Below are 12,421 nucleotides of genomic sequence, written 5' to 3'. Positions count from 1 at the left end.
CGGGGTCTCAGCGCAGGGTGGCCGACATGGCCGACAGGGTGTTGATCCAGCCGAGGACGGCGGCCATGCCGTCGGCCGGCAGGCGGACGGTCACGGGGTCGAGCCGTTCGGACACCGGGATCAGCGCCGCCAGGTCGGCCAGCGCCGGGCTGGTCATCTCGATCTCCAGCCGATAGGGCGCACCGTCGCCGCACGGCGGGATGCGCAGGGGCGGGATGCCGGCGGCGCGGCGCACGGCCCGGCCCGCCGCCTCGCGGATGCGGGCGCGGGCGACCGCCGGCGCCACCGAGCGTGCGGCGCGCTGGCCGAGGGCCCGCTTCACCACCACCCGCTCGGAGTCGGGGAACAGCGGCGCCACCTCATCGGCGAAACGGTCGTCGCCCGTCAGCAGGATCACGGGGACGCCGAGCTCCCCGGCCCAGGCGCCGTAATTGCCGGCCTCCCCCAGCTCCCTGCCGTTCACCCGGACGCGGCCGAAGGCGAAGCTGTTGGTGGTGTGGGCGAGGACGCCGTAGTGCCGGGCGGCGCCGTGGAAGCCGACGCACATGACGCCGGCCGCGTCCGCCTCCAGCCCCGCGAACATGCCGAACGGCTTCGGGCGGCCGAGGATGAGCTCGGCCGCCGGATGCAGCTCGTCGGGCAGCAGATTGACCATGGGGCCGTGGCTGTCGTTGACCAGGACCTCGGTCGCCCCGCCCTCCAGGGCGCCTTCGACGGCGGCGTTCACCTCGGCGGTCATCAGCCGCCGGGCGCGCTCGTACTCGCCGTTGCCGGGGGTCGCCTGCTGCGCCGTGACGACGCCGGCCACCCCTTCGATGTCGGCGGAGATGTAGATCTTCAACGGGAACTCCCGGAGTTCAGGACGCTGGAAAGGCAGGGCCGGGTGGCGCCGTCGCGGCCGACCACCGGCGTCGCCGCGACGAGGGCGTCCAGCACCGCCTCCTGGGTGGCGTCGGCCATCGCCTCGAACAGCCGGTCGATGCGGCGCTCGTTCAGCACGCGCATCGGCACGGTGTCGGCGGTCTCGTCGTGGCCGACACGGTTGGCGGTGCAGAACCCCAGAGCGATGTCGCCGCTGCCGTGGCCCCAGAAGGAACCGACCCGCGCCAGGCCGACGCCGGCGCGGCGGATGACGCGGCGAAGCTGGCGGTGGTCGAGCGGCGCGTCGGTGGCGGCGACGACGATGACGGAGCCCTTCTCGGGCGCCTCGTCGCGGTCCGGCGGCACGACGAGGCGGCCGTCGGGCAGGCGCAGCTCCCCGGGGCGGCCGAAATTGGCCAGCACCAGCACGCCGAGGTGACGGCGCGTGCCGTCCAGCGACAGCCGGCGCGACGCGGTGCCGATCCCGCCCTTGAAGCCGAAGCAGGACATGCCCCGCCCGGCCCCGACGGCCCCGACGGCGACCGCCGCCCCGTCCGCCGCGGCGGCGGCGGCGAGCGCCGACGCCGCGTGCGCTTCGCTCACCGCCAGGGCCTGGATGTCGTTCAGCGGCCCGTCGTTGCACTCCAGCACGACCGGGTTGACGGTGGCGGTGGTGCGGCCGATGTCGGGGTTGGCGGCGACGGCGTGGCGGATCAGCGCGGTGGCGGCGGTGCCGACCGACAGGGTGTTGGTGAGCAGGATCGGCGTTTCCAGCACCCCCAGCTCCTCCACCTGCATCAGGCCGACGCTCTTGCCGAAGCCGTTCAGCACGTCGGCCGCCGCCACCGGCTTGTCGCGGTAGAGGTTGCCGGGGTGCGGCAGGATGGCGGTCACGCCGGTCTGGATCGCGCCGTCGTCCAGCGTGCAATGGCCGACCCGCACGCCCGGCACGTCGGTGATGGCGTTGCCCGGCCCCGGCTTCAGCCGCCCGCAGGGGAGGCCGGCGTCGCGCGCCCGCCGCGCGCCGTCAGCGGAGCTTGGGGTCGAGGGCATCGCGCAGTCCGTCGCCGAGCAGGTTGAAGGCCAGCACCGTCAGGAAGATGGCGAGGCCGGGATAGAAGGTGACGTGGCTGGCGACGCCGATGTAGCTGCGGCCGTCGGCCAGCATCGCCCCCCATTCCGGGCTGGGCGGCTGGGCGCCGAGGCCGATGAAGCTGAGGCTCGCCGCCGTCAGGATCGAGGTGCCGATGCGCATGGAGACGTAGACGATCACGCTGGGCAGGGTGCCCGGCAGGATGTGGCGCACCATCAGCAGCCGGTCGCGCACGCCGATGGCGCGGGCGGCGTCGACATAGACCGCGCGCTTCAGCGCGAGCGTGCTGCCGCGCACCAGCCGGGCGAAGACCGGCACGCTGAAGATCGCCACGGCATAGACCACGTTGGTGATGCCCGGTCCCAGGATGGCGACGATGCCGATGGCCAGCAGGATGCCGGGAAAGGCCAGCAGCACGTCGCACACCCGCATGATCAGCGCGTCCACCCAGCCGCCGCGGAAGCCGCTGATCAGGCCCAGCCCGACGCCGGCGCCGCCGCCCAGCAGCACCGACAGCAGACCGACCGACAGCGAGATGCGGGCGCCCCACAGGATGCGGCTGAGGATGTCGCGGCCATAGGCGTCGGTGCCGGCCCAATGGGCCGGCGAGGGGCCCTCCAGGATGCGGTCGTAGTCGAAGGCCGCCGGATCGTAGGGCGCCAGCCAGGGAGCCGCCGCCGCGGCGAGTGCCAGGAGCAGCAGGCAGGCGCCGGCCGCGATGGCGGTGCGGTTGCGCCGGAACCGGTGCCAGAACTCGCGCAGCGGCGAGCGGATGGCGTCGCGGCCGGTGGCGGGTGCGGTGGTCTCGGTGATCGCGGTCATGAGTAGCGGATCTCGGGGTTGGCGAGGGCGTACAGCACGTCGACCAGCAGGTTGATGAGGATGAACTCCAGCGAGAACAGCAGGATCTCGGCCTGGATGACGGCGTAGTCGCGGTAGTTCACGCTGTCCACCAGCAGCCGCCCCAGCCCCGGCCAGGAGAAGACCGTCTCCACGACGATCGACCCGCCGAGCAGGAATCCGAACTGCAGGCCGACCATGGTGATGATCGGGATCAGCGCGTTGCGCAGCGTGTGCTTCCACACCACCAGCCGCGACGGCACGCCCTTGGCCCGCGCCGTGCGGACGTAATCCTCGCGGGCGATCTCGATGAAGGCGGAGCGGGTGAAGCGCGCCATCACCGCGGCGACGCCGAGCCCCAGGGTCAGCGACGGCATGACGAAATGCTGCCACGTGCCGTAGCCGCTGGTCGGCAGCCAGCCGAGCTTGACCGAGAACAGGTCGATCATCAGCAGGCCCAGCCAGAAGGACGGGAAGGCGATGCCCGACACCGCCACCACCATGCCGGCATGGTCCTGCCAGCGCCCGCGCTTGGTCGCCGAGGCGACGCCGATCAGCAGCCCGGCCAGCGTCGCCCAGACCATGGCGATCAGCGTGAGATAGAGGGTGGGCAGGAACCGTTCGCCGATCTCCACGGCGACCGGCCGCTTGGTCTTCATCGAGCGGCCGAAGTCGCCCTGCACGACGTTGGACAGGAAGCGCCCGTACTGGACCCACAGCGGCTTGTCCAGCCCCAGGTCCTGGCGCACCAGCTCCACGTCGCGCTGCGGGGCGTCCGGCCCGGCCACCAGGCGCGCCGGGTCGCCGGGCAGCAGATGGACGAAGCCGAACACGAAGACGGAAATCACCAGCAGCACCGGCACGATGGCGGCGACACGGCCGACGAGGTATTTCAGCATGAGGCGTTGGTCCTGGATGAACGGGCCGGTGTCCGACGGGGCTCGCCCTCTCCCCGGCCGGTCCCGGCGCGGGCGAGAGGGCAAGCCGGCCGCCGCATCACTGGAGGTCGGCTTCCTCCATCAGCAGGCCGCCGTCGGCCAGGTAGTGGAGGCCGCTGAGCGTCTTCGACTGGCCCGCCAGCAGGTTCTCGACGCCCAGGAAGATCCAGGGCGCGTCCTTCCAGATCTGCTCCTGCGCGACGCGGTAGGCCTCGGCGCGCTTGGCGGTGTCCGCGGTGGCGATGCCCTGTTCGATCGCGGCGTCGACCGTGGCGTTGTGGTAGTAGGCGACGTTGAAGAACTTCGGCGGGAAGCCCTTGCCCCACAGCAGCGGGCGCAGGCCCCAGTCGGCGTCGCCGGTCGAGGCCGACCAGCCGCCGTACTGCATCTGCACGGTGGCGTCCTCCGGCTTCTCCACGCTCCACACGCGCGACGCCTCGACGCCGGCCTCCAGCGGGGTGACGGTCAGCTTGACGCCGACCTGCGCCAACTGCTGCTGCACGAACTGCATGCCGCGGACCAGGTTGGTGCTGTTGCGGCTGAACATCTCGGCCTCGAAGCCGTTGGGATAGCCGGCCTCGGCCAGCAACCGCTTGGCCTTGGCGATGTCGTGGTCGTACTGCGGCGTCTGGGCGACGTGGTAGCCGAGCAGCGGCGGGATCGCCGAATCGAGGGGGCCGGCGTGGCCGCGGTAGACGACCTTGGCCCAGGCCTTCTTGTCGACCGCGTAGTTCAGCGCCTGACGGACGCGCGGGTCGTCGAACGGCTTCTTCATGGTGTTCATCGCCACATAGCGGGCGATGATCGACGGCGCGTCGATGACCTGCAGCGCGCTGTTCGCCTCCACCATCGTCACCATTTCCGGCGGCAGCGGGTAGATGAACTGGGCCTCGTTGGTCTGCAGCATGGCGATGCGGCTGCCGTTCTCCGGCACGCTGCGGAACGTCACCGTGTCGACCTTGGGCAGGCCTTCCTTCCAGTAGGTCGGGTTCTTCTCGACCTTCAGGGTGTCGGCTTCCCAGCTCACGAACTTGTAGGGGCCGGTGCCGACCGGGTGGCGGCCGACGTCCTTGCCCCAGTCCTCCAGCGACTTCGGGCTGTGGATCATGGCGCCGGGATGGGCCAGGTTGTTGTTCAGCGCGCCGAAGGGCTGCGACAGCTTCAGGGTGATGGTGTGGTCGTCGACCACCACGCTTTCGGCCAGCATCGCCAGCAGGCTCTGGCGCTTGAGGCGGTTGGCGGGGTCGGCCAGGCGGTCGAAGTTGATCTTCACCGCCCGGGCGTCGAAGGGGGTGCCGTCATGGAAGGTGACGCCCTTGCGCAGGTGGTAGGTGTATTCGGTGGCGTCGTCGTTGACCTCGTAGCTCTCGGCCAGCAGCGGCACCAGCTTCATGTCCTTGTCGAAGCCGAACAGGCCCTGGAACATGGTCCGGGAGGCCGACTGCGACAGCGTGTCGTTGACGTCGGAGGGGTCGAGGCCGGTGAGGTTGTCGGGAACGCCGACCACCAGATCCTTGGCGGCGAAGGCCGGGCCGGCCAGCGCGGTGCCGGTCAGCAGACCGGCCATCAGCGTGAGGGCGAAGCGCGTCACAGGAAGTCTCCCAGGGTTTTGGTTCAGAAATCCCCGCCGATGGCGTGGCGGGCGACGAAGTGGTCCGCGCCGACGGCGACCAGCGGCTCGACCGTCGGTTCGTCTCCCAGGGTGCGGATGGGGCTCGGGATCTCGCCGGTCAGCAGCCGGAGGTCGCGGCTGCGGCGGCCGGGATCGGCGATCGGCACCGCCGCCATCAGACGGCGGGTGTAGGGATGCTGCGGGTTCTCGAACACCGCGCGGCGCGGACCGATCTCGACGATCTGGCCCAGATACATGACGGCGACGCGGTGGCTGACCCGTTCCACGACCGCCATGTCGTGGCTGATGAACAGGTAGGACAGGCCCCGCATCGCCTGGAGGTCCATCAGCAGGTTGACGACCTGCGCCTGGATCGACACGTCCAGCGCCGCCACCGCCTCGTCGGCGATGATCAGCTTGGGATCGCAGGCGAGCGCGCGGGCGATGCAGATGCGCTGCCGCTGCCCGCCGGAGAACTCGTGCGGATAGCGGCGCGCGTGCTCCGGCTTCAGCCCGACCTGGACCAGCAGGTCGGCGACGCGCTCCTCGACGGCGCGCCGGCGCGACAGGCCGGGCCGGGAGGCGGGGGCGTAGTCGTGGACCAGCATCGGCTCGGCCACGCTGAATCCCACGGTCATGCGCGGGTTCAGCGAGGCGAAGGGGTCCTGGAAAATGTACTGGATCTTCTCCTTCAGCTTCGCCTGGCCGTTGGAATCCAGCGTCGCCGTGTCGACGCCGTCGAAGCGGATGGTGCCGGAGGTGGCCGCCTGCAGGCCCATGATGGTGCGGCCGGTGGTGGACTTGCCGCAGCCGGATTCGCCGACCAGCGCCAGCGTCTCGCCGTGGCGGACGGCGAAGCTGATCCTCTCCACCGCGTGCACCCGCGCCCGCAGCGAGCCGAAGATCCCCTTGCGCACGTCGAAGCGGGTGGTGAGGTCGCGCACCTCCAGCAGCGGCGTGCCGGCGTCGCGGACGGTGTCCTGGACCGCCGGCGCGGCCGGCGCCTCGGCCCCGTCCGTCCCGTCCGCCACCAGCAGGGGGAAGCGCACCGGCAGGTCCTGGCCGTTGAGCGCGCCCAGCTTCGGCACCGCCGACAGCAGCGCCTTGGTGTAGGGATGCCGCGGCGCGCCGAAGATCTCCGCGACCGTCCCCTCCTCCACCTTTCTGCCGCGCCACATCACCACGACGCGGTCGGCCACCTCCGCCACCACGCCCATGTCGTGGGTGATGAAGATGACGCCCATCCCCATCTCGTCCTGCAGCAGGCGGATCAGCCGCAGGATCTGCGCCTGGATGGTGACGTCGAGCGCCGTGGTCGGCTCGTCGGCGATCAGCAGCGACGGCCGGCAGGACAGCGCCATGGCGATCATCACGCGCTGGCGCATGCCGCCGGACAACTGGTGGGGATGGCGGTCGAGCAGCCGGGCCGGCTCGGGAATCCGCACCCTCTCCAGCATGCGCAACGCCTCGGCCCGCGCCGCCTTGCGGTCCATGCCCTGGTGCAGCATCACCGCCTCGGCGATCTGGTCGCCGATGGTGAAGACCGGGTTCAGCGACGTCATCGGCTCCTGGAACACCATGGCGATGTCGTTGCCGCGCATGGCGGTCAGCGCTTCCGCCGGCGGGACGGCGAGGTCGCGCTCGCGCCCGTCGCGCCCCCGGAAGCGGATGCGCCCGCCGACGATGCGCCCGCCGGCGTAGTCGACGAGCCGCATCACCGACAGCGAGGTCACCGACTTGCCGGAGCCGGACTCGCCGACGATGGCGACCGTCTCGCCCGGTGACACGGAGAAGCTGAGATCCTCGACCACCCGCACCGGGCCGTCCTCGCCGTCGAAGGCGACGCTCAGCCCCTCCACCGACAGCAGCCTCGGCGGCGGGCCGGCGGCGTGTCCGGCGGGCGGCACGGCGGCCGCGGCGGAGCGGCTCATCGGCCGAGCCTTTCGGAGAAGAGCGCGAACATGCGGCGCCATACGGGGCCCGGCTCGCCGGAGCCGACCGGCTTGCCGTTCAGCCGGGTCACCGGGGTGATCTCCTTGGTGGTGCTGGCGATCCACAGCTCGTCGGCGGTCTCCAGCGCCGCCGCCGGGATGTCGCGTTCCTCCAGCGCCATGCCGTGTTCGGCGGCGAGCCGCAGGATGACGGTGCGGGTGATGCCGTTCAGGATGCGGTGGTCGTCGATGGGCGTGGCGACGACGCCGTCCTTGACCACGAAGACGTTGGTCGCGGCACCTTCGGTGACGGCGCCGTCGCGCAGCTGGATCGCGTCGGTCACCCCGGCGTCGGTCGCCGCCTGCTGCGCCAGGACGCTGCCCAGCAGGGCGACGGTCTTGAGGTCGCAGCGGCCCCAGCGGATGTCGGGGATGGTGATCGCCGCCACGCCCTGCTCGCGCCAGGCGGCGGGCGGGCGCTTCAGCGCGCTGGCCATGCCGAACACCGACGGCGCCACCCCGGCCGGGAAGGCGTGGCCGCGCGTCGGCGCCGCCCCGCGGGTGACCTGGAGATAGACGGTCAGGTCGCCGGCGATGCCGGACTCGGCGGCCAGCCGCTCCATGATCGCCAGCCAGTCCCCGGCCGACAGGCCGGTGTCGATGCGCAGCGCCGCCAGGCCGCGCTGGAGTCGGGCGACATGGGCCTCCGGCTCGAACAGGCGGCCGTGATAGGCGGCGGTCACCTCGTAGAGCCCGTCGGCGAACAGGAAGCCGCGGTCCAGCGGCGACACATGGACCTGGTCCAGCGGCAGATAGCGCCCGTTCCAATAGGAGATCGTCATCGACTTCACGTCTTCAGCGCGGGTGGAGTGGGGAAAGGCCGGTCATGTCTCGGACCCGGGGCCCGATTTCGGCACGACGTGGAGGTAGGGAAGGAGGTGTTCGGCGACGTCGGCCGCCTGACCGATGCTGTCCGGGCCGGACCGCGACAGCGCGGTGCCGAGCGCCACGATCAGGGCCATCAGCCCGGTCGGCGAGCTGTGGCGGACGCCGTGGTCGGCGCGGGCGAGCAGCGTCACGTCGGCCAGCGGGACGATCGGCGAATCCGGCGCGTCGGTGAGGGCGATGGCCTTGGCCCCGCGCTCGCGGGCGAGGCGCAGATGCTCGATGGTGCCGCGCGAATAGCGGGGCGACGTGATGGCGACCACCAGGTCCCCCGGCTTGATCGTCAGCAGGCGGCGGATGTTGCGCTCGGTCCCGCCGAAGCCGATCGCCTCGCGGGCGTTGTCCACATAGGGCTCCAGCACGTCGACCAGGAACAGCGCCAGAAAGGCGCTGTCGCCGAGGCCGAGCGCGACGATGCGCCGCGCCTCGCGGATCAGGCGGATCGCCGCCTCGCACTGTTCGGGCTGCAGCAGCTCCAGCGTGCGGGCGATGTTGTCGGCGTCGCCGGCCAGCGACTCACGCATGATCTCGGCGTTGGTGGTGTCGCGCTGCACCGCCACACGCAGCTTCTCCACCGGCGCGAAGGTGGATTCGAAGGCGCGCAGCAGGTCCTCGCGGAAATCCGGGAAGCCGTCGTAACCGAGGACGCGGGCATAGCGGTTGACCGAGGCCACGGACACCTCGGCCGCCGCGGCCAGCTCGCCGATCTTCAACGTCGCCGTGCGAAACGGGTAGGCCAGCGCCCAGGCGCCGACCTTGGCGAGCGCCGCCGGAAGCCGCGATTGGCAGCTCTGCATCCGGACCAGCAACGATCCCTTCGGTTCGGGCGGCGTCATTCCCGTCGATGCCCTTTCGGCCAGCACGAACGCGGCTGCGATATCGAAATAGTTACAGAATTGCCAAAAATCTGTAAATACATTTTCATCGCTTGGCGTGCCCGGCCCGGGCAACCCAACCGGCTCGGGGGAGCGGGCCGACAGGGTTCTGCGCGGCCGGGAGAGCCTGGGCCGCACGCCCCGGCGGGAGGTCCCGGGCGAGGCGTGCGGCCGCGTCCTCCTGCCGGAGCGTGTCGGCCCGTCGGGCTCAGGCCGCCGCGGCGACCCGCTCCAGCCGGGCGGGAATGCCCTGGCGCACGGCGGTTCCGGCGATCGGATCGACCCAGACCGAGGCGCCCGCGCGGGTCGGATCGGCGATGCCGAGGTCGTTGAGGTTGATGCCGGCGCCGATCTCCGGGAGGTCCGGCTGGGTCCGGCCGCCGATCGCGTGCGGGCGCGCCCCCAGCTCCCTGTGGCCGAAGCCGTGCTCGACGGCGAGGACGCCGGGCATGACGCCGTGGCGGACGATCGCCGTCGCCAGTTCCGTGCCGCCCGGCGTGGCGATGCGGATGCGGTCGCCGGTCGCGATGCCGAGCCGCCGGGCGTCCTCGACGTTGACGCCGACCGGGTTCTCCGGATGCAGGTGGCGCAGGCGGCCGGCCGCGATGGTGTAGGCGCTGACCAGCACCGACTTCGCGCTGATCAGTTGGAACGGCCACGCCTCCGGCCGATGGACCTGCCGGACCGGGGTGCCGTCGGCGAAGGCCGGCTCCATCCAGGTGGCGGTGCCGGTCCACCGCCTGCCGGTGATGCTGCTCTTCGCGGCGCCGACGCTCTCGTTGTAGACCAGTAGGGCGTCCTTGAAGCGGTGGGTCGCGATCTCGCCCTCGAACCCCTCCGCCTGATTCTGGTAGCGGCCGCCGCGGGCGAGGACGAAGGCGACCTTGCGCCACTCCTCCCCCTTCAGCGTCGCCTTCAGGGTGGGCAGCAGCCGCTCCACGCCCGACAGGGCGACGTCGTCGTCCGAGACGTCGGGCACGGGCTGCTTGCCGAGCCATGCGATGTTGGCGCCGCCGCGCAGGTACCAGTCCTCGGGCCGCTCCAGGGGATGCCGGCCGCCGTCCATGTCCTCGATGGCGTCCGTGCCGAAGCCGGGCAGGCCCAGCCGCTTGGCCAGGGCGATCAGGAAGGTCTCCATCTGCACGTGCTGGCCATCCGGCAGGGTGGCGGTGCGGGGCTCCACCACCGGCCAGCGCGCCGTCGAGGTCTTGGTCGGCACGCCCGCCCAGGGACTCGCCCACCCCCAGGTCTCGTACAGCACCGTGTCGGGCACGATGTAGTCGGCGAAGGCCGAGGACTCGTTGACGAACGGATCGATGGCGACGATCAGCGGCAAGGCCTTCGGGTCCCTGAGCGTCGCCTCGACCGCGGCGCGGACGCCGGGGATGCCGTAGACCGGGTTGCTGTTCCACAGGAACAGCGCCTTCAGCGGGTAGGGGTAGCCGTCCACCACGCCGCTGGTCAGGTACTCGGTGGTGAGCTGCGGGGCGTTGGGGTACCACGGGGCCTGCGCCGGATAGGGCTTGCCCGCCGCCGTCTTCGCCTTGAACTCGCTGGACTTCTCGTAGGGCACCGGGCGGCTGATCGGGATGCCCGACGGCTTCGCCTGGCCGGGGAAGCTCGCCAGCTTGTAGCGCGGGCCGTCCTGCTCGTCGGGGAAGCGGCCGCCGCCGAAGATGGTGCCGCCCTTCCAGTTCAGATTGCCGATCAGGGTGTTCAGCGTGACCACGGCGAAGGCGTTGTAGAAGCCGTTGCCGGCCATCATGCCGCCGTGCGCGTTGGCGGCGGCCTTCTTGCCGTGGCTGGTGAACTCGTGCGCCAGCCCGGCGATCACGTCCGCCGGGATGCCGCAGACGTCGGCGTAGCCGCGCAGGTCCATCCGCATGGCCTCTTCGCGCAGCAGGGCCAGGCTGGACGCCACCGCGACCGGCCCGTCCGGGGTGTCGACGGAGCCGTCGTGGAACAGCACCGCCGGCCCCGTCAGGGCATCGTGGGGCATCGGCCTGCCGTCGGCGTCGACGACGACGAACGCGTCCTTCGCGCCGTAGCGCTCCGTCCCGTCCAGCGTCGCCAGGCCGATGTCGGAGGCGCGCAGCATCCGCCCGTCCCGCGGATGGCCCGGCTGGCGGATCACCAGGTGGGTGGCGTTGCACCAGCCGGCTTCGCCCGCCGCCTCCGCCGCCCTGCCGTTGGGCTGCGCCAGGTAGTTGGTGTCGATCCGCCCGTTCTCGAACATCCAGCGCATCATGCCCATGACCAGCGCGCCGTCGGTTCCCGGGCGGATCGGCAGCCAGTTGGAGCGGCCGCCCGCCGCGCGGTTGTCGGCGTTGGTCAGCACCGGGTCGACGACGACGTAGTTCAGCGCGCCGTCGGTGCGTCCCTTGGCGACCAGCATCGCCTGCCGCTTGAACGGGTTGCCCGCGTTGGACGGGGCGGTGCCGATGAACAGCACGAACTCGGCGTTCTGGAGGTCCGGCTTGGCGTGCGGCATCTTCTTGGCGTCGCCGAACGCCGCGCCGGAACCGGAGCGGTAGGCGCCGCCGCAGTAGGAACCGTGCCCGGCGTAATTGATGGTGCCGAGCGCCTTGTTGAAGAAGCGGCGGACGAAGGCGTCGCGGCCGTCGTTGACGGAGGCCAGCAGGGCCACCTGGTTGACCTTCGGACCGAGTTCGGGGGCCGCCGGGTCGATGGGAGTCGCGAGGTCGCGCAGGGCCCGCAGGCCGTCGACATGCCCCTCGCCGAACAGGTCGCCCCCTTCGGCGATCTCCTCGACGAGCCGGTCGAAGGCGATGGGCTCCCACCGGCCCCCGCCGCGCGGGCCGACGCGCTTCATCGGCGTGGTGATGCGGAAGGGGGAGGTCAGCATCTCCAGGGCCGCGTTGCCCCGCCCGCAGGCGGTGGAGCGGCCCTTCAGCCCCTTCTCGTCCAGGCGCGACAGCGACTTGAGGCTGTCCCGGATCGGCGTGCCGTAGGGCAGGAAGGGATCGGTGGAGAGCGGGCTGTAGGGATTGCCGGCGACCCGCAGCACCCTGTTCGTCGCGACGTCGACGCGGACCCGCACGCCGCACAGGGTGGTGCAGCCGAGGCAGGCGACGTTGGCGACGATCTGGCCCGGGGTCGGGGCGAGATCGCCGCTGCGCGGATCGACGTGGAACTCGGGCGCGGGCGCGTTGCCGGAGATGGGATGGGCGGGCCGTTCCCCCGCCCACGCGCCCTTCACGAGCTTGCGGCCGGTTTCGGAGAAGCCGCCGGCGAAGGCGGCGAGCGCGCCGCCCGCGGCGGAGGTCTTCAGGAGGAGGCGACGGGTGATGGACATGGCGGTGTCT

The 12,421-nt window shown here is 71.6% G+C and carries 9 protein-coding genes; all 9 read right to left on the bottom strand.

Features of this window, described 5'->3' with window-relative positions:
• Positions 1-7: 7 nt before the first annotated feature.
• Positions 8-841 carry a M55 family metallopeptidase gene (locus ACSBPG_RS21895; RefSeq protein ID WP_435539342.1) on the bottom strand — a complete coding sequence of 278 codons (834 nt, stop codon included), beginning with the start codon at positions 839-841 and terminating at the stop codon, positions 8-10.
• Complete coding sequence (locus tag ACSBPG_RS21890; RefSeq protein WP_435539341.1) at positions 838-1,914, bottom strand: P1 family peptidase; 1,077 nt, start codon at positions 1,912-1,914, stop codon at positions 838-840. Before ACSBPG_RS21890 ends, ACSBPG_RS21895 begins: the two co-directional genes overlap by 4 nt.
• Positions 1,889-2,776: an ABC transporter permease subunit gene (locus ACSBPG_RS21885; protein ID WP_435539340.1), complete on the bottom strand. Its 888-nt coding sequence runs from the start codon at positions 2,774-2,776 to the stop codon at positions 1,889-1,891. The genes ACSBPG_RS21890 and ACSBPG_RS21885 overlap by 26 nt, the downstream gene beginning before the upstream one ends.
• A complete protein-coding gene (gsiC, locus tag ACSBPG_RS21880) occupies positions 2,773-3,693 on the bottom strand; it encodes a glutathione ABC transporter permease GsiC (RefSeq protein WP_435539339.1) in 921 nt (306 codons plus the stop codon). The genes ACSBPG_RS21885 and gsiC overlap by 4 nt, the downstream gene beginning before the upstream one ends.
• A 97-nt stretch (positions 3,694-3,790) precedes the next feature.
• Positions 3,791-5,323 carry a glutathione ABC transporter substrate-binding protein gene (locus ACSBPG_RS21875; protein ID WP_435539338.1) on the bottom strand — a complete coding sequence of 511 codons (1,533 nt, stop codon included), beginning with the start codon at positions 5,321-5,323 and terminating at the stop codon, positions 3,791-3,793.
• Between the two features lie 23 nt (positions 5,324-5,346).
• Positions 5,347-7,275: an ABC transporter ATP-binding protein gene (locus ACSBPG_RS21870; protein ID WP_435539337.1), complete on the bottom strand. Its 1,929-nt coding sequence runs from the start codon at positions 7,273-7,275 to the stop codon at positions 5,347-5,349.
• Positions 7,272-8,117, bottom strand: a complete 846-nt coding sequence (locus ACSBPG_RS21865) for a D-amino acid aminotransferase (RefSeq protein WP_435539336.1) — start codon at positions 8,115-8,117, stop codon at positions 7,272-7,274. The genes ACSBPG_RS21870 and ACSBPG_RS21865 overlap by 4 nt, the downstream gene beginning before the upstream one ends.
• A 42-nt stretch (positions 8,118-8,159) precedes the next feature.
• On the bottom strand, positions 8,160-9,056 hold the full coding sequence (locus tag ACSBPG_RS21860) for a MurR/RpiR family transcriptional regulator (RefSeq protein WP_435539335.1): 897 nt from the start codon (positions 9,054-9,056) through the stop codon (positions 8,160-8,162).
• 247 nt (positions 9,057-9,303) lie between these two features.
• The gene (locus tag ACSBPG_RS21855) at positions 9,304-12,411 is read right to left on the bottom strand and encodes a molybdopterin-dependent oxidoreductase (protein WP_435539334.1); all 3,108 of its coding nucleotides are present in this window, start codon (positions 12,409-12,411) and stop codon (positions 9,304-9,306) included.
• Positions 12,412-12,421 lie beyond the last annotated feature (10 nt).

The organism is Azospirillum sp. ST 5-10, from assembly GCF_051225715.1.
Taxonomy (GTDB): Bacteria; Pseudomonadota; Alphaproteobacteria; order Azospirillales; family Azospirillaceae; genus Azospirillum.
The sequence above is the reverse complement of the archived record's forward strand: the minus strand, read 5'-3'. Positions and strand labels throughout refer to the sequence as shown.